At 42.8% G+C, this 24105-nt stretch carries 15 protein-coding genes; 5 read left to right on the forward strand and 10 right to left on the reverse strand.

Annotated features, from left to right (window positions below; genetic code table 11):
• Window positions 1–55: 55 nt before the first annotated feature.
• The 10 genes from mnmG to FOC45_RS01150 all read right to left on the reverse strand — a co-directional run bounded on the left by mnmG (window position 56) and on the right by FOC45_RS01150 (window position 15701).
• Window positions 56–1927, reverse strand: a complete 1872-nt coding sequence (gene mnmG / locus FOC45_RS01105; protein ID WP_009391020.1) for a tRNA uridine-5-carboxymethylaminomethyl(34) synthesis enzyme MnmG — start codon at window positions 1925–1927, stop codon at window positions 56–58.
• 97 nt (window positions 1928–2024) lie between these two features.
• Window positions 2025–2732 carry a hypothetical protein gene (locus FOC45_RS01110; protein ID WP_009391021.1) on the reverse strand — a complete coding sequence of 236 codons (708 nt, stop codon included), beginning with the start codon at window positions 2730–2732 and terminating at the stop codon, window positions 2025–2027.
• On the reverse strand, window positions 2732–3214 hold the full coding sequence (locus tag FOC45_RS01115; RefSeq protein ID WP_009391022.1) for a hypothetical protein: 483 nt from the start codon (window positions 3212–3214) through the stop codon (window positions 2732–2734). Before FOC45_RS01115 ends, FOC45_RS01110 begins: the two co-directional genes overlap by 1 nt.
• Before the next feature lie 68 nt (window positions 3215–3282).
• Window positions 3283–5616 (reverse strand): glycoside hydrolase family 20 protein, encoded by a 2334-nt coding sequence (locus FOC45_RS01120; RefSeq protein WP_009391024.1) that lies wholly within the window; start codon window positions 5614–5616, stop codon window positions 3283–3285.
• Between the two features lie 20 nt (window positions 5617–5636).
• Window positions 5637–6329 carry a ZIP family metal transporter gene (locus FOC45_RS01125; RefSeq protein ID WP_009391025.1) on the reverse strand — a complete coding sequence of 231 codons (693 nt, stop codon included), beginning with the start codon at window positions 6327–6329 and terminating at the stop codon, window positions 5637–5639.
• Between the two features lie 11 nt (window positions 6330–6340).
• Window positions 6341–7465: a GNAT family N-acetyltransferase gene (locus FOC45_RS01130; protein WP_009391027.1), complete on the reverse strand. Its 1125-nt coding sequence runs from the start codon at window positions 7463–7465 to the stop codon at window positions 6341–6343.
• Window positions 7452–8390 carry a transporter gene (locus tag FOC45_RS01135; RefSeq protein ID WP_009391030.1) on the reverse strand — a complete coding sequence of 313 codons (939 nt, stop codon included), beginning with the start codon at window positions 8388–8390 and terminating at the stop codon, window positions 7452–7454. The genes FOC45_RS01130 and FOC45_RS01135 overlap by 14 nt, the downstream gene beginning before the upstream one ends.
• 45 nt (window positions 8391–8435) lie before the next feature.
• The gene (locus FOC45_RS01140) at window positions 8436–10085 is read right to left on the reverse strand and encodes a hypothetical protein (RefSeq protein WP_009391031.1); all 1650 of its coding nucleotides are present in this window, start codon (window positions 10083–10085) and stop codon (window positions 8436–8438) included.
• Window positions 10086–10094: 9 nt separating this feature from the next.
• Window positions 10095–11246, reverse strand: a complete 1152-nt coding sequence (locus FOC45_RS01145; protein ID WP_009391032.1) for an ATP/GTP-binding protein — start codon at window positions 11244–11246, stop codon at window positions 10095–10097.
• 201 nt (window positions 11247–11447) lie between these two features.
• The gene (locus FOC45_RS01150; protein ID WP_009391036.1) at window positions 11448–15701 is read right to left on the reverse strand and encodes a cobaltochelatase subunit CobN; all 4254 of its coding nucleotides are present in this window, start codon (window positions 15699–15701) and stop codon (window positions 11448–11450) included.
• A gap of 446 nt (window positions 15702–16147) precedes the next feature.
• Here FOC45_RS01150 and FOC45_RS01155 point away from each other — a divergent pair, with 446 nt between their 5' ends.
• The 5 genes from FOC45_RS01155 to FOC45_RS01175 all read left to right on the forward strand — a co-directional run bounded on the left by FOC45_RS01155 (window position 16148) and on the right by FOC45_RS01175 (window position 24060).
• Window positions 16148–19405 (forward strand): SusC/RagA family TonB-linked outer membrane protein, encoded by a 3258-nt coding sequence (locus tag FOC45_RS01155; protein WP_009391040.1) that lies wholly within the window; start codon window positions 16148–16150, stop codon window positions 19403–19405.
• Between the two features lie 12 nt (window positions 19406–19417).
• Window positions 19418–20866, forward strand: coding sequence for a RagB/SusD family nutrient uptake outer membrane protein (locus FOC45_RS01160; protein ID WP_009391042.1), 1449 nt, complete (start codon window positions 19418–19420; stop codon window positions 20864–20866).
• 179 nt (window positions 20867–21045) lie between these two features.
• Window positions 21046–22302 carry a sigma-54-dependent Fis family transcriptional regulator gene (locus tag FOC45_RS01165; protein WP_009391044.1) on the forward strand — a complete coding sequence of 419 codons (1257 nt, stop codon included), beginning with the start codon at window positions 21046–21048 and terminating at the stop codon, window positions 22300–22302.
• 9 nt (window positions 22303–22311) lie between these two features.
• Window positions 22312–22755 carry a hypothetical protein gene (locus tag FOC45_RS01170; protein ID WP_009733805.1) on the forward strand — a complete coding sequence of 148 codons (444 nt, stop codon included), beginning with the start codon at window positions 22312–22314 and terminating at the stop codon, window positions 22753–22755.
• Window positions 22756–22788: 33 nt separating this feature from the next.
• Window positions 22789–24060 (forward strand): nucleotide sugar dehydrogenase, encoded by a 1272-nt coding sequence (locus tag FOC45_RS01175; protein ID WP_009733806.1) that lies wholly within the window; start codon window positions 22789–22791, stop codon window positions 24058–24060.
• Window positions 24061–24105 lie beyond the last annotated feature (45 nt).

Here is a 24105-nt window from a genome sequence, read left to right on the forward strand (position 1 = left end):
TTTTAACGCCCCAAAGGTACATTATTTTTCTTAAATAACAAAATAAAAAAGAAAACTATCGCCCCATATATATCACCAATACGCTGATGTCAGCTGGCGATACCCCACTAATGCGCGAGGCTTGCGAAAGGGTTATTGGGCGTATCTTCTTTAGCTTTTCACGCCCTTCAAACGAGAGCGATACTATCTTGTCATAATCAAAGTTTTCGGGTATGCGTACGCTCTCTAAGCGGTTGAGTTTGTCGGCGTTGTTCTTCTCTTTTTCTATATAGCCAGCGTATTTTATAGCTACTTCAGCACACGTCTTTTCCTCTTGGCTGAGGTCGTGCTCAGCTATATAGCGGCTTACTTTGGACAACTGCTCAAAGTCTGATAGGGTTACGCTGGGGCGGGTGAGTACTTTCTGCAGTTTATCCCCCTGTTTCATAGGCGATGAATCGTATTTTTCGAGTATAGGGTTCACCTCTTCAGGGGTAACGCTCAGTTCTTTTATATAAGTGATAAAATCATCTACTCTTTGCTCTTTAGCCTCCCAAGCGCGATAACGCTCCTCACTAACAGTACCTATCTCATAACCGATAGGGGTGAGCCTGCTATCGGCGTTGTCTTGGCGCAATAGGGTGCGATACTCAGCACGCGATGTAAACATACGGTAAGGCTCTTCGGTTCCTTTAGTGATAAGATCGTCTATAAGTACCCCTATGTAAGCTTGGTCGCGTTTGAGGATTAGCGGTTCGCGCTCACGTATTTTTAGCACAGCGTTAATGCCTGCCATAAGTCCTTGGGCAGCAGCCTCTTCATAACCAGTAGTACCGTTTATTTGTCCGGCGAAATACAGATGTTCTATCAGTTTGGTTTCGAGAGTGTGTTTTAGCTGGGTGGGCGGGAAATAATCGTATTCTATAGCATAGCCAGGGCGCAAGAACTTCACTTTCTCAAAACCTACCACCTGACTAAGGGCAGCGTACTGCACTTCTTCAGGTAGAGAGGTAGAAAAGCCATTTACGTACATTTCTACAGTATGCCAGCCTTCGGGTTCAACGAATATCTGGTGGCGGTCTTTGTCCGCAAAACGATTGATTTTGTCTTCTATAGAAGGGCAATAACGAGGTCCTACACCGTGAATAATACCTTGGAACATAGGCGAGCGGTCAAAGCCAGTGCGCAGTATGTTGTGTACGCGCTCGCTGGTGTAGGTCATATAGCAGTCCTTTTGTACTTGCAGGGGTTGGGTAGCTGCTGAAAAGGAGAATTTCTGAGGATGCTCGTCACCTGGTTGAGGTATCATCTTACTAAAGTCCAGCGAACGGGCATCTACACGGGGGGGAGTACCGGTCTTCATACGTCCAGCTTCAAACCCTTGCTGCACAAGGCATTCAGTGATGCCATAAGCAGCAGGTTCACCAGCACGACCTCCGCCGAATTGTTTCATTCCTATGTGCATCACCCCATTGAGGAAAGTACCATTGGTTAACACTACGCTTTTAGCTTTGATACTGATGCCTAAGGAAGTACGCACCCCTACTACTTTGTGTTTTTCTATAAGTAGGTCGTTTACCATACCTTGAAAGAAATCGAGGGTAGGGAGGCTTTCTAATTGTAGTCGCCACGCTTCGGAAAAGCGCATACGGTCTGATTGCGCCCGCGGGCTCCACATTGCAGGCCCTTTAGACTGGTTGAGCATTTTGAACTGTATAGCCGTCTTATCGGTAATGATGCCCATATAGCCACCCAAGGCGTCTATTTCGCGCACTATCTGCCCTTTGGCAATGCCCCCCACGGCAGGGTTGCAACTCATTTGGGCTATATGCTGTAGGTTCATAGTGATAAGCAGGGTTTTAGCCCCCATATTGGCGGCAGCAGCAGCAGCTTCAGCTCCTGCGTGGCCTGCCCCTACTACTATTACATCGTATTCAGTTGTAAACATTTTCTTACGTTTTTAAAATGATAAGGAGTATTGGCTAATGAAGAATGTGGCGGCAAAGGTACAAAACAATTCACAATCCACAATTCATAAGTTATAATTAATCTTTGTGGAAGGCCTCGCGATAAGCACGCTCTAAGAAGTGGTATTGGTCTCTGGGCATCGTTACAGTAATGGGGGTATTGGGTTGCTCGCGGGTGTAGATATGGGCTTCTTCTACTAACTCATATTTGTTCTCTGAACGGTTGTGGTACTCTTCCCGGCTGTCCCATTCTAAATGCACTATATCCTTTAGTGGCAAACCCTCGCCCAAACTCGACATAAAGTAGGCTTTCCCTTGGCAAATCACTACAAAAGGCGAATAGCGTTGGGTGAAGTTCATCACCTGCATCATCTCTGTAAAACGCTCATAATCAGCATCGCTCATTGCTTCTAATAGCTTTTGCAAGTGTTGTATATTCCTGTTGTGATAAAAATATAAGCCTATGCACCAGCCTAAGAAACCAGCAGCGGTAAAGCAGATAATATAAGGGTGCTGTTGGGGGTAAAGAAGTAAATTTTCGTAGAAAGAATAGGGCATATGGAAAATTTCGAAAAGCAAAAAAGAGCAGAAAGGCACACAAATCAATAACCCTGTAGAGATGGATACTATAACTACATATTTCTTTAGTTTGCTAAGGTACTGCTTCCGTTTTTCGGGCATATAATGCGCACTGCTATAGCGCAGGGTATCGGGTTTCCTATTGAAAAAATAATAAACTGTTACGATACAGAGTGCCCAAAAAGGAATAGTAGCTACAAAATCCATTATTGATTTTCTGATAAGAGGTTATGAAGCGCCTTTATAGAATGCTCAAATCGCTTGATGAGCTTGGGGTTACTCACTTGGTGCCATAGCTGCGGTTGCTCATACCAAGCAGTGTCAGCTCCTGCTTTGGCGTGGCCGAGCTCTAATTGGTCGTCTATACTAACAATAAAGTAATAATCAGAAGGGAAATAGGCATCTTTTACATCGAAGAATACGATTGCCTTAGGTAGGAAAAAGTCGCCATACTCATAGGTAGTGTGGCTTTTTTCAGAGTTCCACACTACGGCATATTTAAAATTCTTGTCTTTTTTCCAAAAAAAGATAGAAGAAGAGGCTACGGGTGGTAGTTCAAATATTTGCAAAGCATCTTCAGCTATAAAGTCACTTTTTTTCATTATTTCGTTGAATAATGAAGGGGTAATCACCTCGTTTTTCAGGGGAGGTGTATGTAGTTTTCTTTCTCTATAATAGATTCTAGGCATAATTTTTAAAGTCTTATTTTAGTCGGCAAAGATACAAAGTAATTAGCAAATTAGCAAATTAACAAAATTTATAATACCAAAATTTCGTCTATAAATAACCACGCGTCACCGCCTTTTGGGGGTGTTTTTACATTCTTGAGTTCTATTTGTAAGTAGCGAGTGCTTTGGGGGTCGAACTTTAGTACAAAATCTTTTAGCGAGGGTTTTCCTTTGATAGTGCAGGGCTCTTCTTGCGCTGCCACTTCGCGGTAGTTTTTGCCATTGGCTGAAAGGGCAACCGTTAGTCGCTCAGGGAAGTAAATACCAGATGATTGGGCATCCATTGCGCCTATACGCACCTCGCTTACCGCTGTTGTTTCGCCTAAATCGAGGGTAAGGGTTACATCATCGCCTAACCAACCGAGCCATTGCCCGTCGTGGAAGTTCTTCGTGCCGCGAATTACATTGGTAAGAGTACCTTCGCCTTGCCCCTGATAGCTCTTGTGGTATAGCGGACTATAGCTTACCGGTTTGCCTATCGCTTTGTGAAAGGTAATCTGCCCAGAGGTAATGGTGTTGGTAGCGTTTGCCGAAAAGACTGCTGCTTTGTAGGTAGTAGTGGCTTTGATAGCAATAGGACTGGTGTATTTCTCTCCTTTTTCTATAGGGGTATCGCCTAAAGCGTAACGAATATCGGCATTAGGCACTTCGCATTCTAATTTTAGGTAGATATTGCCCTCTTTGTTCTCTACGGTAGGCACTACTTGGTATACCGAATGGGCGTAATGTATGACCATCACGTCCATTCGCTGCATAAAGTGCTGGGTACGCCTCATAAAACTGTCCCAATCTTTTAGTTTATCGTTTGTCCAACTGATTTCAGCAAGTGCTAACAATCTGGGGAAGAGCATATATTCGGAGTGTTCGGTACTGCCTACGTGTTCAGCCCATAGGTTGGCTTGGGTGCCGAGTACTTTGCTTTTTTCAACAGAAGCATCAGCTAAGGCTTCTTTTTCTAAGTCGTAGTTGTATAGCTTTTTCAACGGCAGATAGCCTCCGTTGGCTTGTGGCTCGTAGTCGGGTAGCCCTTGGTAATTGTCTATATAGCAATCGCTGGTCAGCACTATAGGGTTGCCTTGTGCAAGGGCTTTCTTGCCTACTTCTATGCCTCGCCAGTTCATCACTACTGCATTTTCTGCTAGTCCGCCGTCCATTATCTCGTCCCAACCGACTAAAGTGCGTCCTTTTGAGGTTAGAAAATCATCAATTCGCCTGATAAAATAGCTTTGTAGCTGATGTACATTCTTTAGCTGGTGTTCTTTCATTCGTAGCTGACACTTAGGGCAGTGCTCCCATTCGGTATGGGTAGCCTCATCGCCGCCTACGTGTATATATTGGCTGGGGAAGAGGGCTAACACCTCGGTAAGTACCTCTTCTATAAAGTTAAAAGTTTCTTCTTGTCCGGCGCAGTAGATGTCAGTAATAGGCCACACCGCTCCTGAAGGCACTCCTATAGGGCGTTTATGGCACGACAGTTCCGGATAAGCCGCTATGGCGCTCATCGCGTGGGCGGGCATCTCTATTTCGGGTATTACCGTGATGCCGCGCTTAGTGGCATAGGCTACTATTTCTTTAATGTCTTCTTGGGTGTAAAAGCCGCCGTATTTTTTAGGAGCCGTGGTGGGGTTTGCAAAAGCATTGGAGGGGTTAGGAGTGCGTTCGTCCCATAGTTTATCCTCTTGGTCTACGCGCCAAGCACCTACTTCAGTCAGTTTAGGGTATTTTTTAATTTCTATACGCCAGCCCTCATTATCCACCAGATGAAAGTGAAAGGTGTTGAGCTTGAGCATCGCCATACGGTCGAGGGTTTTGAGTATATATTCTTTAGGGAAGAAGTGACGCGATACATCTAACATCAGTCCACGCCATTGATACTGTGGGGCGTCAGTGATAGTAACCGCAGGCACAAGCCAGTCGCGTTTTACTAATTCTGAACTTTCTACTTCGTTGGGGAGTAGCTGGCGCAGCGTCTGCAAGGCGTACAGAGCCCCATTGTAATCTGCCGCCTTTATGCTGATTTGCTGAGGGGTTACTGCAAGGGTATAACCTTCTTTGGGTAGCGATTTATCCGTATCAATTACTACCGAATTAGTTAGTATAGCTGCTTTTTGTATTGCAAACTTAAAACCAGAAGCGCGCTCAAATTGTTTGAGGAAAGGCAGTCTAGCAGGCATTAGCGCAGGGTCAATTACAAAAACAGTCTCTTGGGTAAACTGAAAATACCCTTTGCCTAATACCATCGATTGGGGTTGCGGAATGATAGTAAGGTCATTTTCGGTAAAAACTACCTCTTTTTGTAGGGTGTGGCAGGCAGTTAAGCATAAAAGTACGCTAAGGTATAATAGTTTTTTCATCGTCTTCATTGTTTAATTTGTTAATTGTTTTAAGTGAAATACGCTACCGCAAACCCTACACATACGCTTAAAAACTTCAGAAGGTTAAAACGATGCCCTTCAGCGTTTTCAAACAGAATAACGGTAGAGATATGCAAGAAAATACCGATAACTATTGCCGAAAGTTCGGTGTGATAAGCAATAAGTTGGGGTACATTGGCGCTTAAATAGGTGCCAAAAGGGGTCATCAGCGAAAAAAACAACAAAAAGAGAGCTGTTTTCCATTTATTGATACCCGAATTAATAAAAAAAGTGGTCAATACAATAGCCACCGGTAGTTTGTGTACAAAAATACCGTATACTAAATCGTGATTGTGCCCGTGCGATAGCGGGAAACCCTCTAATATAGAGTGAATGCTAAGGCTGATAAATAGCGATAGCGGGAAAGCTGTATGGGCAGTATGTAAGTGCCCCGGATGTCCGTGTTCGGCTCCGTGAGAGAAAAATTCTAAAACAATTTGCAGCAATACCCCCACTATAACAAATAGCCCTATGTATTTGAAATCGAGGGGGTGGTCGTGCTGGTGATATACTTCAGGAATGAGCACAAATACTGTTAGCGCCAATAAATACGCCCCACTGAATGACAGCAGCAACTTAGTATACCGCTGCGAGGCAGGTTTTAAGAAAGTTACCACACTCCAGCCCAATACTACCGATAAAAAAGGAAGAAAATAGTTCATTTTCTCATTTGTTATTTGTCAATTGTTAATCTGAAAGTAGCTCTTCTGGCAAAGATAACAGGGTCGAAATTCTTCCATAGTTGCTGAATAGCCAAGTTCTCTTCTAACTCTGGTGTGATAACACATTTAGTTACGCCATTGCGCTTAAATACATTGTAATAATAGTCGAATAGCAATGCCGGAATACCCTTGCTTTGGTATTCTGGCGCTACCCCTATCAGGTAAAATTCTACCGTATCGTGGTGCTTTTTAGCTTTTAGCAAGTGCCAAAAACCAAAAGGGAACAACTTGCCTTTTGCCTTTTGCAGGGCTTTAGAGAATGACGGCATCACTATGGCAAAAGATATGAGTTTGCCCTCTTTGTCCTCTATAAAGCGTATGTACTCAGGGTTGATAAACGGAATGTATTTCTTCTTAAAATAATCGCGTTGGGCATTGCTTACCGGCACGTATGAGGCTAAGCGCGAATAGGTTTCGTTATATAGGTTAAACATAGCATCTACGTGCTTAAGTACCTCTTTAGTAGTTGGTGTATCGATAAGTCGCACGCCATAACGTTTTCTAATAGCTTCAGCCGTCTTCTTAAAAAGTTCAGGCTTAGAGTTTTCTAACAAAAACGACATATCAATAAAACCCTTTTCCTTCTCAAAGCCTAATTTGGCCAAATGCTCTTTGTAATAAGGGTAGTGATACCACGTCATCATATTGGCTATGTGGTCATAACCATCGGTCAGCAGTCCTACCTTGTCCATACTCGAAAAGCCCATAGGCCCCTCCATATAGTCTAATTGGTGCTCGCGACCTTTTTCGGCTACTTTTTGTATAAGGGCTTTAGTTACGTTTAGGTCGTCTATCATATCCAGCCACCCGAAGCGTATTTTCTTAATGCCTTGTTGTAGGTCGTTTTGGTTAATGATAGCCGCTACACGACCTACTATCTGCTTTTGCTCATTATAGGCGAGGAAGAAGAAAGCCTGTGCTTGCTCAAATACAGGGTTCTTGTCTTTACTAAAAGAGGCTACTTCGTCGCTAATGAGGGGCGGCACCCAATAAGGGTTATTTTTGTATAATGAGAGAGGAAACTTCACAAAGTCAGTGAGTTCTTTTTGGGTAGCTATTTCTTTAATCGAAATCATTCTTTTTTCTTTTCTTAGGTTTTTTCTTGTGTTTTATTTTAGTAGTTTTAACCTTATCGTTCAGTACTTTTTTGATGTAACTATTGTGATTATCTATCCTATACGAAGCCCCTATCAGTCCCATATAGCGTTGGGGGGTATCGTTCCAACCGATGCCCAAATCAGCGTTTAGCTGTAGGTTGGCAGAGGCGATAAAAGCGACTCCTAAGCGTGTAATTTGGTCGCGATAACGGTCGCTATACACTCCTTGTTGTTCGGCAAAAATGCTAAACCAACCATTGTCCAAATTGTGGGTAACGGTTAGTATATAGCTGTATTCGGTACTTTCTTTGGTTAGGAATCTATCGCCTATCAGGTTGAGTACCGTCACTACGCGCGGTATGGGTTCTGCCTGAAAGATAGCCGCCACTTTGGGCGATAAGGTTGGCACCGACTCGTAATAATAGCGCTCGTTAGGCAAAAAGTTCATACCCGCATAAAGGGCTATCGAGGGGGTGAGGTTGCGCCAGCGGAAAGAGTTATTAGCTTTCCAGCTGTATATATTGGGCTCTTCGTCTAAAAATTTAGGCTTGAAGAGCAAGTATTTAGCCCCTATGGTATTATTTACAAAACCAAAGTGGGTAGTGGTGGTGTTATGGGCTAAAGTCTTGTCGTATGCCAAAGTACCGTTTAGCATAGCCTCTAAGCGTTCGCGAAAGAACCCATAACGCACAGCGTAGTTTATCCCTGCGTAGTGCATTTCAGTTTGGGTAACTTTATGTCGGTTATGCTCGTACCATAATCCACCCTCCATTTGTAGCACTCGGGGACCTACAGCATAAGCACTTTGCGAGTTGCCCGGCAGGTTAGAGTTGATAATATCGGTATACTGCCCTACCATAGTATAGGGTAGCAGGCTTAATAGGAGTAGGTATATTTTATTCATTGTTATTAAGTATTTCTTTCAGGCGACAAAGATAAGAAAAAAGAATTAATAATAGAAACTTGATTTTGTTCTGATGATGCTATAAGGGTTGTAACGCCAGTACAAATTCTTCTTTAGCGCATAAAACTTCTCAGCCATTTTCTCCTTAGGCTCTCTTAGTCCGTAATAAAAAACACCCATCATTGCTTTATTCAGCTGTAATAGGTTTGCAGTTAGCTTCATTATCATTTCTTGGTCGAAATAACTGATGTCGTGCTGCTTCAAAATAAAGTCAGTATGCCGCTTTTGGTACTCAGCATATAGGCTTTCTATTTTCTCAGTATCCATTTTTTTCTTAGCGAGTTCTTGTTCAGTGGTCTCTATCAGGGTTTTTAGTGCCAAAGCCTCTTGTTGGTAGCTGTAGAAAACCTCGCGCTCATACGCTCCTTGTAGCAGTTTTTTCATTGCCCATTCTGCTTTGGGTTCTATTTTAGCAAAGAAAGCAGCTTCGGTGGCTAAGAATGTTTTTGTATGGGCAATATACGTGTTGATGTCCTTTTGTATATCTGCAGTTGTTTGCGCAATAGTAGTGCTTGAGGCTATGCGTTGCACTATAGAACCTCGCGTTTGGTATAGCTCTTTGGCTTTGCGTACTAACTGATTATACAGAGCCTGCAAGCTGTCCGTCTCTTCACCCAAAAAGCCTCCCGCAAACTGTCTTTCTAATGCCCCTTGCTCTATTTCTTTTTTGGCTTTCGTATCCCACTTAGGGGGTGCTATAGTATCATTAGCTTGCTTTTTGGCTGTCAGAAAATTGGTTAGAGCCTTTATAGGCTCTGGGTCGGTCAGTTGTCGGTGACAAATACCCGAAAATGTATAGCAAAGGTTATAGAAGTCAATAACATCGCGAGCATCATTTTCTACTATTTTAGGCTCAAAGTATGTTTCTTCTTTTGCCGTAGAGGCTTCTTCTACAGCGGCGGCGGCTTCTATTTCCTCATCAGAAGAACACGCTTTTGCTAAAAAGGCGTATAAGAAAATAGCCATTATCACACTAAATACCCCAAAAATTATTTTTTCGACTACCGCCTGATTTTGCAATAACGACTTAGTTTTTCTTTCGGCTGTTCTCTGCTCTTTTTCCGAACTCACGTATTCTAGCGAAAGAAAATCAGAGAGCAGAGGCACTAAGGCTTTTGCCAAAAGGTACATATTAGTAGTTTTAGGCAGAGGTAGTCCGTTTTGGTCGGGGGCATAGTGCTTTTCAGTAATCTGAGCAGCAGCTTCAATGTCAATCAATGCTCTGAAAGCTTTTAGTCCTCCTTCGCCCTTGGGTTCTATAGCGTCATACCATACCGAAAAGGTAGGGTTACAGCTTATTAGGGTGATGTTTTCGCGTTCGCACAAAGGGCGAATTTCAGCTAAAATATCGTAGTATTTCTCAGTTTCGCCAACTACAAATAGCTGGTCGGGTTGTCCTGCAATAGCGGTGCGGCTATAACTGTTTTTTAGGTTTTCAATGATAGCCCATAGGTCTTGAGCGCTGCCGAAAGCATTCGTAGCTATCGGTACGTATTGTATTCTGCCCGAAGATTCATTGTAGCGCAGGGTGTCGAAATACTGCTGCATCTCAGGGTTGCTCCTGAGGTAGATAATGACTACTAATGCTTTGGGCAGCAGGTCTTTATGGGTGTTATTTTTGCTATAGGTTCTCATCGGCTTTTTTTAAGATAATGAGGTGATAGAAGGAACAGCACCATAGCGCCCTTGTAGGTAAGCGGTAGCTATAGGCAAGCTATTGCCCAATTTAAAATCGCTGAGCGAATACAGAGAAGAGGCGCCCTCTTTCTTTTCGGCAAACCATACCTCATCGGCACGCAAGAGGGTAGGGTTATCGAGTAGTGGGGTGCAATGGGTAGTGAATATCAGCTGACCTTGCGGGGTCTTATCAGTGTAATACTGCAACAAAGCGGATAGCAGTCGGGGGTGTAATTGCCCTTCTATAGCATCTATAAAAACTACTTTTTCCGATTGTTGGGCTTGGTATAACACCGGCAAGAGGCGCAACAGCTGTACGGTGCCTTCTGACAGCTCTTCAATGTCTATGTACCCTACGCTGTCATCTGGACCGTATTGTAAGAATAATAGCTCATCAGAGCCTTCTTCCCTCTCTATACCGTCTATGTCTAAGTCGCAACTTTGTATTATATCTTCAACAAAATCGAATAGTTTTTCATCGCTAGTAAGTTGCTTAGCCAGCTCTAGGTTGTCAGAAGGGTACTTTACGATGCAAAGCTGCTGCTCAAACCACTCGTACGCTGCCTTTAGTTCAGGGTTATAGCTCGCTCCTAATCCTTGATGCAGTACTAATAGCGAAGCCTTCTTATTAGCAGTGAGTAACTCATTAATAGCACTTTCGTTCAGCAGTGAATGGGTAAGGAGTTTGCTGTCTTTACGCTCAAAGATTAAGGTATCAGCACTTTTGCCTAAGCCAGAAAGATAGAGACTTTCCTCTATGCTCTCCTCAGTGATAGCCACTTTGTAGAGGTAGGCTTTCTGATGCGATAAGAATTCTACCTCAAGGCAAATAGGCGGTTTAGTATCTTCATCGGTCATACGGAAAGAGTAATCGCATACTTCTATTTCTTCCAAACATTTGGGGTTGGTACACCAGTTCTTAAGAAAAACAAAAGCTTTGATAAGATTGCTTTTCCCAGCGCCATTAGCTCCGTAGATAGCCGCTTGCTTGAGCAGTGGCAGAGGAGTGTCTTTGCTGATATGGTGGGGCAACCCTTCTATCTTCGGGTCGGTCAACATATCAAAAGAGGTTTCTTTTTGAAAAGAAAGAAAGTTCTGTATTCTGATTCTCAATAACATAGTAATGCTTTTTGTGGTTTATAGTCTAAAAATATCTTCGGTAGCTACGCTTAAAAGATTTCTAAATTGTCTTTAAAGGTTATTAGGGGCAAAGATACAAATAATTTACTAAATAATCAATTAATAAGTTAGTCGTTAGTCATTAGAATATTAACTCCTAAAGACTAACGACTAACTAATAAAATGTTTAGCGACTAATAGTTACCGTCTCCTTTTCCTAATGAAAATGATAAGCCCTACAAAGGCTAACAGTACCGCCGCACCTATCCATACAGCATTAAACGATACTTTCTTGCTTTCTTGAGCAGGGTTTTGCTCTTCCTTTTGCAATACTTTAGCGTTTTTAGTATCTACGGTCTCTCCGCTGGCTTTTTGGCTGTTAGCAAGCTGCTGTTCGTAGGCTTTAGCATTTTCAGCACTAGCTTTCTGACTGATGTAGGCTTGTAGCTTTTTGTTTTCTGATGAAAAATTTGACGAGCTTACCCCAAATTGTTCTGTCAGTTGGGTGTGTAGGTTCGCTAGGTTGCTTATCTGTTCAGCAGAGGCTTTCCACATACCTTTGCGGGTAGCCTCAAGCATTACAGCACTTACCTCTTGTAGAGCAGCTACGTTTTCCTTCTTTATAAAGTCGGTGATGCCTAAGTGCTGTTTGTCTTCTATGTAGGTGTCGTACACCTCATTCCACATGGCATCATCTATCAGTTCAGGGCGAGTAGCTTCCCAACCGTGCATATTAGTTACTATCTCGGCTATCTGTCCAGCGCTCGAGGCTTTACCCTTCATCATTTCTTTGATGTATTTAGGGTTTAGTATCGTACTGCGCGCTTCTACTCCTACAGCTTCTTTCAAGTCTTGTAGGTGCATATTCTTATGGTTGCGATAGTCAGCAAGGTAAGCATCGGGGTCTTTGCCGGTTACTTCTTTAATAGCAGCATTCATACCACCCATAAACTCATATACGTGGTCGAGGCTTAGAGCGCCCCAAGTGTTGTTTTGGCGAGGCTGAATCAGTACATCGGCATTCTTAATAGCGGCGCGGAACATCCCCTCTTGGAATTTGCTCCACTGCTCTTTGCTGCCGTAGAAAGCCCCCATATTGTGCATATACACATCGGCTATTTCTTTCTGAGTATCCCATTTGTCGCCGGCATTTATCATCTCTTTTATACCGGTGTCGTATCTGCCTTGCAACCCGCCAAAAATACGCTGAGTAGAGAGTTCGCGGGCTTCTTTAGGGGGGACGCCTGCTTTTACAAGTTCCTTTTCTATGTCTACAGTTCCGGCACTCACCTCATTGGTGTAACGCTCTTCGGGTAGGGCACTGACCATCTCAATGGCTTTGGTAAGCAAGAAAAGACGAGAGGCAGCCAAGTCACGAAACTGACCAGAGGTTTGTATCACTACATCTATACGAGGTCTTCCGAGCTCTTCTGAAGGGATAATCCTAACATCACCTACGCGTCCAAAGGTATCCCATACAGGCTCAACCCCTAGCATATAAAGGGCTTGCGCTATCGATACCCCTTCTGTTTCTATAAACTCCGAACTCCAGAAAGTGTAGGCTATCTTTTTAGGGTACTCCCCGTGTTTCTTTTGGTATTCGCTTAGGGTGTTTTGTGCCATATTCACCCCTCTGTCCCACGCTAATTTAGAAGGGGTACTTTCAGCATTCACCCCATACAAGTTGTGCCCTGTAGGAACGCCTTTAGGGTTAGCAACGGCATCACCGCCTGATGAAGGAGGCGTATAGCCACCATTTAAGGCATTAAAAAAAGCTTCTTCTTCTTTGCGCGGACTCTCCTCTAACCCTTTTTTGTACAAAAGTACATTCTGTATGGTTCTTTCCACCTCTACAATGGCTCTTGCGTGGTCTATTTTCGCTTTTTTAGCGGCTATTTCAGCTAATTCTTGCTGAGTGAGTGGCTTGCGGTCAGGTTTTTTGGCAGGGGCTTTTATCTTAGTAGGTCTGCCTACAGCATCGGGTTTCTTGGCTGTATTGGTAGCAGTACTTGCCATAGTAGTACTCGCTGTGTTAGTAGCGGTGCCAGCCTGTTTAGCAGCTTCTTTCTGCATACGTTGTTGCAAAAAGTAAGGCATACCCTTGCCCTCTTCGGTAGCCATTACCTCTTTAGCTTTGGCTAAGGCTTCAGGGGTTACGTGGGCATAGCTGCAAACCAATTCAGTGGTTACCGGTTTGCCCGCTAATAGTTGTTTTACCAAATTTTTAGCCGGATTAAGGTATTTTTCAGTGAAGAAAGTTTTGCGTTTAAGGTCTTTTTCCGTCACCTTGCCCTCATACTTATCTATAGTAGCGATGCTATAAGCTATAGGGTCAGCACTCATAGCCAGTACAGTAGAGTTGATTTTGTCGGCAGTATAAGGCACGCCGGTTACGTAAAATTCGCCATTTATCTTTTCGGTAGCTATTTCTTCAGCAAAGTTAGCAAGGCGCTCTATCTCTTCCTCAGTATAAGGTTTGCTTACAATACTATCTAAGCGCAGGTCGCGGTGCAAGCCCATTTGTACAGCTAATTTTTTGATGTGTAGCCCTATGGTTTGTTTGTCCGAAGGGTTTTTAGCTTTTTCATAAGAGAGAATGGTATTTTCTAACTGGTTGAAAGTGTTGCGCATATCACTCTCAGTAAAAGCAGGCGTTAGATACGAGATGATGCTTCCGTACGAGCGGCGTTTGGCCATCATCGCTTCCCCTATATTACCGATAGTGTAGTAGTAAAAGTGGGGAATGGTGCCTACTAATATATCGCCCCAATCGTAATCAGAGAGGGCTACTTGTTTGTTAGGGGTGAACTCCAAAGAGCCGTGGGTACCAAAGTGAATAAGCGCATCGGCTTTCAGTTTGTTTTGTACCCATAGGTAAGCCCCCATATAGGCGTAAGGGGGCACTTCTTTCACCCCGTGTAGTACCTTAAAGTCGTCTTCGGTGCTGATAGCAGCAGGGGGCTGAGGCAGAATAGTTACGTTGCCAAAAGTCAGTTGCGCAACCGCCAAATAGACTTTGCCGTCTTTGGTAGTGCTGAGGTACTCACCAGGCAATGCGCCATTTTTAGCTAACACCTCTTGGTATAAACGCTGTGGTAGAGCAGTTTTTAGCCATTGGTTCAGCTGGTTAGCTTCTACCAGTGCAGGAGCCCCAGAGGCTATAAACTTCTCTATATCGCCTTTGGCACTCGCGCGGTAAGTATTGGCGTGACTGATAAGCTGTTGGTTGAAAGCCTCTAAGGTAGGAGGGAGGGTACCCACATTGTAGCCTTGCTCTTTTAGTTGGTGCAAGAAGCGGAATAACGACGCTTCCACCTCTAAGCCTTGAGCCGCGGCAGGGGTAAGCCCTACGCCTTTAAAATAGACGATAGCCACCTTTTTATCGGCATTAGCTTTGTGCTTGAGGGTCGTGAAGTTATGCACTATCTTGGCGAACTTCTCTGCGCGGTTTTTGATAGTGTTCAAAAAGTAATAACCGTCTTTGTTTTGCTCTTGGGCAATGACTACATACGGGTAAAGCGCTCCATCGAGTTCGGGCATTACAATAGTTTGCCCCATAAAGCCTCCCGACATACCCATAGGGTCTTTTTCCCAATCTTCTTTCATCGCTAATACCGATAGACCCGTAAACAGAGGCACATTGTGCGCCTTAGCCCAGTTGGTAAAGCTTTCGGGTTGTCCCATCATCATCTGTCCGTGCGGGAAATAGATTACCGCATCAGGGTTGATAGCTTCAAGGAATTCTATGCGTTTGCTCTGTGCCGTAAAGGGGTATACATTAAGTCCCTCGTTTTGTAGGGTGTTAATCATACCGTTTAGGTGCTCTTTGTTGCCCGCAAAAGGTTCGTGCAATCCAGCTACTATAGCTATGCGGGGCGCTCCTTCTTTGTAATAATGATGCTCGCGTATATAGGCTTCGTAGCTTTTAAGGTCACCAAAAGAGCGCTCGTCATCTAAGTGAAAAAAGACGTTTTCTTTCAGTTCGATAGGGGCACCAGGTTCGGGGGCAAACCATTTTTTATCAATGTATTTGCGTATGTAGCGGGCTAAGTTCTGATAATTATTCTTATTGCCACTCTCTAAGTAGGCGGCTACTTTTTTCAGTTCGGTTTCCGATAGACTACTGATGTCGTTATCCGGATTGGTAACAGCAAAGCTGTGAAAAGGCACACGATTGGCGGCGGCTACCAGCTGGTTGCGCTGCTCATCGCTTATTTTCAAGCCCATACCCCAAACTAATACGAAGTCGTATTTTTTAAGAGTTTCGAGCTTGTCTAACGGCACTTCTTCAAACTTGATAAACTTGTCCTTGTTAGAAAGGGCGATGTTAGAAGCCTGATAACTGATGAAGTTCACCAGTGCAATGCGGGTAGGGCTTATGTATCTACGCCACCCCCAATAACCCCCTAATACTATGATAACGAGGGCTAAAATACTTAAAATCTTTTTTTTCATTATGGTTAGCTTTAGTCCTTTCAGTAGAAGAAGAAAGGCACTTTTGTTTTGAGCCGCAAAGATACGAAATTATTTTGAATTAAAACAAATAAAATATCCTCTTTATAGCTACACTATACAATGGATATACTAACAAGCCAGCTATAGCGAACGATAAGCGAACGATGAGCGAAGGATAAGCGAACGATTATAATTAAAATCTATCCTCTCAATGGGTTAATTATCTCATTTTGTTTTAACAGAATATTGTCAGAATATAAGGTGTTTTTTTTCGATATTCTCAAAGAAAATGTATTTTAATGAAAATACTGCAAGAAAATAAAGTTTTTATTGCTAAATTTATGTACTCTTCTTTTTTTAGTTGCGAAAAAAATAACAGAAAAAGTTTTGAGGTAACATAAAAATATTTATATCTTTGCGCTGTTGTTAATTAAAATATTTAGAAGATGAAATTGAACAGACTTGTGTACGCACTGTTATTAGCATTAATAGTGCACGGCTTCTCCCTCGCACAAGAGCGAGAAGTAAAGGGAACTGTACGCGACTCTAATGGTTTAGAGATGCTCGGCGTGGCAGTAGTGGTAAAAGGCGAGGCTCACGGTACCGAAACGAACCTCGATGGTAAGTATACCATTAGGGTAGCCGATGGCAAGACTCTCGAGTTTTCGTTCTTAGGTATGAAAACCAAACGCTTCAAAGTAAATGGGCAAAGCCGCATAGATGTCGTGATGGAAGAAGAAGCTCAAGAAATTGGTGAAGTGGAAGTAGTGGGCTACGTAACGGTGAAGAAAGACCAGTATGTGGGTACAGCAGCTACTATTGATAAAGAGTCTCTTAAAAGGAAAAGCGTTTCTAACGTGTCTAAGGCTATTGCGGGAGAAGTAGCTGGGGTACGTGTGATTAACTCTTCTGGGCAACCAGGTACTGAGGCTACTATACGGGTGCGCGGGTTTGGTTCAGTAAACGGTAACCGTTCACCACTTTATGTGGTAGATGGGGTACCTTATGAAGGTGCTGTATCTTCAATCAACCCTGATGATATTGAGAGTATGGTAGTACTCAAAGATGCTACTTCTACTTCAGTATACGGCTCACGCGGGGCTAATGGAGTGGTACTCATCACTACCAAAAAAGGACGTGTCGATACATCACGCATACAAGTAGAATCAAAAATAGGGTTTAATATGCGTTTATTGCCTCGTTATGAAACGATTACAAGTCCTGAGCGCTATGCAGAGCTCGGATGGGAAGCTTTGCGTCAAAGTGGGGCACTAACACAAGCTAAAAACCCAGCAGCTTTTACAAGAGCTGGTTATGCTAGTCCAGCTGATTACGCTAGCAAAAATTTATTTGGCAAATTAGGTATTGCTCCTAAATATAATATGTGGAATGTGGCGGGGGCTAATCTTATCAATCCTGCTACAGGTAAAATAAACGATGGGGTAACCCGCAAATACGACCCAGAAGATTGGGGTGACTACGCTTTCCAAACAGCCGTGCGCAGCGAGTACAATGTAAGTATGAGCGGAGGTAGTGGCAAAACCACTTATTATACAGGTTTTGGTTACCTTAAAGATGATGGATATGCTATCAATTCTGGTTTTGAGCGTTATACAGGTCGCCTTAACTTGGGCTATCAGCCTAAAAGCTGGCTTAAAGGAGAGTTTAACTTAAGTTATGCTCATACTAAAACTAAAGCTAACGGACAAACTTCTGACTCTAACAGCTTGTTCTGGTTTACTGATAACATTCCTTCTATCTATCCGTTATTCTTGCGCGATAGCAATGGTGATAAAGTAGATGACCCTCATTACGGAGGGTATCAATACGACTTTGGTAAAGGGCGTGGTTTTGGAGCGCTTACCAATGCCGTGGCACAAGCTACTTACGATAAGAAAGATAGAACACGCAATAACGTGCTTGGTAATGTATTCCTTCGTGCTGATATAGTAAAAGGACTTACTTTCGAAACTCGTTTGGGGGGTGAGTATTTTAATAATGCTTATAATAACTATACTAACCCTTACTATGGTAGTTCAGCAAGCCAGAATGGTAGCCTTAGCAAAACCCGATATGAATTGCTTAACTACACTTTCTTGCAAATGTTGCGTTACTCTCAACAATTTGCCAAACACAATTTACAAGCCTTTGTAGCGCACGAAAGTACTACTTTTGATTATTATATTCTGAGTGGAGGTAAGAGTGGTTTGGTAGACCCTAAAGGTACAGAGCTCGAAAACGCTATCAAATTAAACAGTTTTACTTCTTATATCCATAACTATCGATTGGAAAGTTATTTCAGTCAGCTGCTATACGATTACGAAGGTAAATACTTGTTCTCAGGTTCGTTGCGCCGCGATGGTACTTCGCGTTTCTTGAACCACAAATGGGGTACTTTTGCTTCAGTTGGTTTAGGATGGGTAGTGAGCAAGGAAAACTTCTTAAAAGAGAAAGAATGGTTGCCTTACTTCAAACTCAAAACCAGCTATGGTACTGTAGGCGACCAAGAGGTAGGTAGTGGCAATGCCTCTTACTACTCAGGCTATGATGTGTACGATTTGGGCAGCTTTATGGGCTTGCCTTCAGCAGTGTTCAACCGTATAGGCTACCCCGACCTTACTTGGGAAAAAGCTAAAATATTCCAAGTAGGAGCTGAGTTTACTTTCCTAAAATCGCGTGCTATCGAGTTGCAATTAGATTATTACCACAAAACTACCGATAATTTGGTATTCGACAGTCGTTTAGCACCTTCTAGTGGTAATGGCCTTTGGAAAGTAAATGATGGTAAATTGGTGAACAGTGGTTTTGAGTTCAACTTACAAACGCACGTGGTTAATACTAAAGACTGGCGCGTAGATGTAGGGGTAAACGGCGAACTACTCAACAATAAGCTTACCCAAATGCCTTATGATAAATCGATAAAAGGTGAAAAAATCATAGATATATCAGGTATTTTTGGTAGAAGCAAAGGGCACTCGCTCTATGATATTTACACACAAGAATATCGTGGGGTAAACCCTCAAACAGGGGCTGCCCAATGGACAATGCACTATGCCGATAATAATAACAATGGTACCTATGACAATGGTGACGAGGCTATCGCTTCATTGCACGAATATCAAGCCAAATATCCTAACGCTAATATAAAAGAAAAGCTAACAGAAGATTATAGCCAAGCTACCCAAAAATATATAGGCAAAAGTGCTATACCCGATGTACGTGGGGCGTTTAACTTCAATGTAGCATACAAAGGGCTTTCGCTTAGTGCGCAGTTATTGTACAGCTTAGGCGGTTATGCTTACGATGGGGTATATGCAGCCTTGATGGGTAATGAAAAAATAGGAAGTAATAACTGGCATAAAGATATAGAAAACCACTGGAAACAGGCAGGTGATGCTACTGATGTGCCAAGATTGACATCAAACTACGGCAATGATGGTCTGGCTAACAGCACTTCATCACGTTTCTTAACTAAAACAGATTACTTGGCACTTAATAATGTTACCTTGGCTTATAGCTTAGATAAAAAGGTATGTCAGACTATAGGGTTTGAAGGTTTAACCTTTACCTTAGCAGGTGATAACTTATGGTTAGCTACAGCTCGTAAGGGCTTTAACCCTACCACTTCAGAATCAGGTAATTCTGCTCGTTATACTTACTCACCTTTATCAACCTTTACTTTAGGGGTAAAAGCAACTTTTTAAACAGAACGCACTATGAAAAAGATATTAACATTTAGTATATTATCGGCAGTAGCTTTCAATCTTACTGCTTGTAAAAAAGATTTTCTTAACACCTCACCTACAGAGGTAGTATCTACAGCCCCTGCTGATGTGCGCCTTAATGGTTTATACCTAATGACCTACCAAACAGGTACAGGAGGTACTTCTGGGCATACAGACTTTGGGCAAAAAAACGTAGATATTTGTACCGATATGCTCTGCGGCGATATGGCGCTGTTGGCAACAAATTATCATCAGTATCAAGATGTTGCCAATTTAAAAGCGACCCAACAACCAAGTGATAATTATAACTATATCCCTTGGCGTTATTACTATCGTTTGATATACGAGGCTAACAAGTCGATAGCCGAGTTGGCAAGCCCTAAAAACAATAGCGAGAAGTATACTTTGGCACAGTTTCGTGCGCTACGTGGTTATGCTTATTTTTATCTAATGCAGATATTCACCACTAAGTACGAACCAGATTCAAGAACTAACTCTATACCACTCTACACTACCGCCGATATAACTAGCAAACCGAGAGTAAAACAATCGGAAGTGTATGCCCAAATAATAAGCGATTTAGAATTTGCGGTTACTAACCTTGCTGGGTTTACGCGTAGCAAAAAAGGTATGATTGATAAATATGTAGCAGAAGGCTTGCTAGCCTATACCTACGCAGCTATGGGCAATAACCAAAAAGTAGCCGACTTAGCACAAGATATCGTCAATAATAGTGGCTACCCACTTACTACTCGCGAACAAATTTTTTATGATACTACTACTAAAAAAGGTGGTGGTTTTAATGATGTAGAAACTAAAAGCTGGATGTGGGGGGTTGACCTTATCACTGAAAACAGTTTTGATTTAATATCGTGGTGGGGTATGATAGATATCTATACTTATAGCTATGCTTGGGCTGGAGATGGTAAAGCTATGGACGACAAATTATACGCCCAAATACGCACTAATGATATCCGTAAAAAGCAGTTTGATGAAGAATTGCTTCCTTCTAACAAGTTCTTTTCACCTGATAGAGTGATAGGAGGGCAACGAAAAATTTCTACTGACTATATATATATGCGGGTAGATGAGTTTTACTTATTAGCAGCAGAAGCCTTGGCTAAGTTAGGGCAAGATGCACAGGCTAAAACTATCTATAAAAAGCTTTTGAAATTGCGCTATCCTGAGGCAACTGCTACTACTGATATAGCCTATGTAGATGCGCTTACTAATGCACAGTTGCAAGACGATATCTACCTCAATACTCGTATAGAGTTATGGGGGGAAGGCAAAAGCTACTTTGCTATGAAGCGCAACCACAAAACAATAGAAAGAGGTAGTAACCACGTAGAGGAAAAGAATACAACTTTTAGCTACGACAATCCACGCCTTACCTTTGCTATTCCTCAGAATGAAAGTATTAATAACTTGAATTTGTAAAAGATTCTATATACACAACCAAGAACTGCCCCCAATAAAGGGGCAGTTTTTTATTTAGGGTAATTTGCGAATTGCTAATTGTTTTGTACCTTTGCCAAAAATACAGAATAATCACTATTAAAACCTATAAGATGAATGCTAAATATAGGTTCTTATAACCCCTAACATCTAATACAAAAGTGGAAAACATACAAACTATAAAGCAGCGATTTGGTATTATTGGCAATGACCCTAAGCTAAATCGTGCCCTCGAAAAAGCTGCTCAAGTAGCCCCTACTGATATTTCGGTATTAGTAACTGGCGAAAGCGGTGTGGGTAAAGAGGCTATCCCTAAGATTATCCACTCGCTATCACTCAGAAAACACGGCAAATATATAGCGGTAAACTGTGGCGCCATTCCCGAAGGTACTATCGACTCAGAGCTCTTCGGTCACGAAAAAGGGGCTTTTACAGGAGCGACTGCTACTCGTAATGGCTATTTTGAAGAGGCTGACGGCGGTACTATCTTCCTCGATGAGGTAGGTGAGTTACCTCTTACTACCCAAGTGCGACTGTTGCGTGTGCTTGAGAATGGTGAGTTTATAAAAGTAGGCTCTTCAGTAGTGCAGAAAACCAATGTGCGCATAGTAGCCGCTACCAATGTCAATATGCAAGAGGCTATTAAGAAAGGGCGTTTTCGCGAGGATTTATATTATCGTCTTAGCACTGTAGAAATACATCTGCCGGCTCTGCGCGAGCGCAAGGATGATGTGCATTTGCTCTTCCGCAAGTTTGCTTCAGACTTTGCTAATAAGTATAAGATGCCGCCTATTAGGTTGACTGATGATGCGGTGCAGCTGCTGGTAAACTATCGTTGGAGCGGCAACATACGTCAGCTGCGCAACGTAGCGGAACAAATATCGGTATTAGAACAGAAACGAGATATCAGTGCCGCGATATTGCGCAGTTACCTGCCTGATGAGGGGGCGCAACTGCCTTCAGTAGTGCCGCAGCACAATAGGTCAGAAACAGACTTTAGTAACGAACGCGAACTGCTCTACAAGGTGCTTTTCGATATGAAAAGCGACCTAAACGACCTGAAGAAACTCACCCTTGAGTTGTTAGAAAACGGCAATTCGGCACAGGTACAGCAAGACAATCAGGTGCTTATACATCGTATCTACGGCGACCCTAATAAGATGAAAGACCCTACACCATCGCCTTATACAGTGATACCGGTACAGCCGATTGATAAAGAACCGCTGATTCACGAGGATAGTTATGATTATGAAGAGGCTGCCGAAGAAGAGCGTTTCTCGCTTCAAGATCAGGAGCGTGAGATGATTATTAAACTATTAGAACGCAATGACGGCAAACGCAAAGAGACTGCTAAAGCCTTAGGCATTTCTGAACGCACTCTCTATCGCAAAATAAAGCAGTACAATCTTGATAATTAGTAAATTACTATGAAAAAGGTGTTATTTTTTTTACTTTTCTTGGCTTGTAATAGGGGCTATACGCAGCTTTCTGTAGTAACAGGTTACGATTACATCGGTAGAAATACCTTTCATACAGGGCTTGCTGCCGATATCGATATTTCTGACCACTGGGGGGCTCTCCTCACCACTGGAGTGCATCTTACTGGCTATGAAGGGAGTACGCGAGGTATCTTTGAAGCTACAGGGGCTATAAGCTATAATAGAATATTCGCAGGAGCTACTTGTACCCCTTATTCGGTTATCCCTAAAATAGGAGTGGGGCAAAAAGATTTGTATTTATATGTGGGCTATGCTATTCCTACCAAAGACCATTCGCCTTTAGATAAAGGTGTGGCGGTAGGGATAAATATAAATCCGCTCTATGTACTGATGTTGCCCCTTGCGCTAATTATTGGTGACCCACTAAAATAAATTAGCCTATTAACTCATCAATAAATTATTAATATGAAATCATATAAAATAGGCATTATAGGGCTCGGTTATGTGGGTTTCCCCTTAGCGTGTTTGTTTGCCAAAAAATATCCTACGGTGGGCTATGACCCTTATCAGGAGCGAGTGGCACGTTTGTCTGAGGGGGTAGATGTTACTAACGAAATTAGTACGGAGGTGATACAAGCGCGCCTGAGTACCCATCTGCGCTGTACCGCTACCCCTAATGAGCTGCGCGACTGCAATGTGTATATAGTGGCGGTACCTACCCCTATAGACCTCTATCAGCAGCCTGATCTTACGGCTTTGCGCGAAGCAAGTAGTACAGTGGGCAGCTTGCTAAAGCAGGGCGATATCATTATTTATGAATCGACTGTTTACCCTGGGGTTACCGAAGAGGTATGCGTGCCTATACTCGAACAGACGGCTGGGCTCACCTTTAACAGAGATTTTTATGTGGGCTACTCGCCAGAGCGTATTAACCCTGGAGACAAACAACACACGGTAGAGAATATCTGCAAAATAACCTCAGGCTCTACTCCTGAAATAGCCAGAGAAATAGATGCTCTCTATAACTCGGTACTCATAGGAGGAACTTACCTCGCTTCGTCTATCAAAGTAGCCGAAGCAGCCAAAGTGATAGAGAATGCTCAACGCGATGTGAATATCGCTTTTATGAACGAGATAGCTAAGATTTTCAATATTTTAGACATCGATACGAATGCAGTAATAGATGCTGCCAGCAGTAAGTGGAACTTTTTGCCTTTCCGCCCAGGGTTGGTAGGGGGGCATTGTATAGGGGTAGACCCTTACTACCTTATTCAGAAAGCAAAGCTACACGGAGTATCGCCCCGCCTGATGATGGAAGCCCGCAAAACTAACGACTCGATGGGGGGCTATATAGCTTACCAGATTATCAATCAGTTGTGTTTGCGTGGGTTACCAGTGAAGGATAGCAGAGTATTGCTGCTGGGTTTTACCTTCAAAGAAAACTGTCCTGATACACGCAATACTAAGGTGATAGACATCTACCGCACACTACAACATTTTACTGATAACATTACGGTGTACGACCCCTTTGCTAATGCCGAACGCGTGGCTGAAGAATACGGTTTGACACTTACTACCGAGCTGGCGCAACTCCCTACAGATAATGATGTGGTAGTGCTATGTGTGCCTCACCAGTGTATTCTTCAAACAGATGTGTGTCAATACCTCAAACCAGAGGGAATTATTTATGATGTAAAAGGCAAGTTGCCCCTTTCGGAGCGCACCTATAGGCTTTAATAATTAAAAATTGGCATACTTTTTGAGTGTTTCTAAAAAGAATAC

Source organism: Capnocytophaga sp. FDAARGOS_737, from assembly GCF_009730375.1.
GTDB classification, from domain to species: domain Bacteria; phylum Bacteroidota; class Bacteroidia; order Flavobacteriales; family Flavobacteriaceae; genus Capnocytophaga; species Capnocytophaga leadbetteri.

Excerpts from the sequence above, each read along its gene's own strand:
- FOC45_RS01110 (WP_009391021.1), bottom strand. The coding sequence starts at position 2,732 with ATGGATTTTGTAGCTACTATTCCTTTTTGGGCACTCTGTATCGTAACA.
- mnmG (WP_009391020.1), bottom strand. The coding sequence starts at position 1,927 with ATGTTTACAACTGAATACGATGTAATAGTAGTAGGGGCAGGCCACGCA.
- FOC45_RS01145 (WP_009391032.1), bottom strand. The coding sequence starts at position 11,246 with ATGTTATTGAGAATCAGAATACAGAACTTTCTTTCTTTTCAAAAAGAA.
- FOC45_RS01125 (WP_009391025.1), bottom strand. The coding sequence starts at position 6,329 with ATGAACTATTTTCTTCCTTTTTTATCGGTAGTATTGGGCTGGAGTGTG.
- FOC45_RS01120 (WP_009391024.1), bottom strand. The coding sequence starts at position 5,616 with ATGAAGACGATGAAAAAACTATTATACCTTAGCGTACTTTTATGCTTA.
- FOC45_RS01150 (WP_009391036.1), bottom strand. The coding sequence starts at position 15,701 with ATGAAAAAAAAGATTTTAAGTATTTTAGCCCTCGTTATCATAGTATTA.
- FOC45_RS01155 (WP_009391040.1), top strand. The coding sequence starts at position 16,148 with ATGAAATTGAACAGACTTGTGTACGCACTGTTATTAGCATTAATAGTG.
- FOC45_RS01140 (WP_009391031.1), bottom strand. The coding sequence starts at position 10,085 with ATGAGAACCTATAGCAAAAATAACACCCATAAAGACCTGCTGCCCAAA.
- FOC45_RS01160 (WP_009391042.1), top strand. The coding sequence starts at position 19,418 with ATGAAAAAGATATTAACATTTAGTATATTATCGGCAGTAGCTTTCAAT.
- FOC45_RS01170 (WP_009733805.1), top strand. The coding sequence starts at position 22,312 with ATGAAAAAGGTGTTATTTTTTTTACTTTTCTTGGCTTGTAATAGGGGC.
- FOC45_RS01175 (WP_009733806.1), top strand. The coding sequence starts at position 22,789 with ATGAAATCATATAAAATAGGCATTATAGGGCTCGGTTATGTGGGTTTC.
- FOC45_RS01115 (WP_009391022.1), bottom strand. The coding sequence starts at position 3,214 with ATGCCTAGAATCTATTATAGAGAAAGAAAACTACATACACCTCCCCTG.
- FOC45_RS01130 (WP_009391027.1), bottom strand. The coding sequence starts at position 7,465 with ATGATTTCGATTAAAGAAATAGCTACCCAAAAAGAACTCACTGACTTT.
- FOC45_RS01135 (WP_009391030.1), bottom strand. The coding sequence starts at position 8,390 with ATGAATAAAATATACCTACTCCTATTAAGCCTGCTACCCTATACTATG.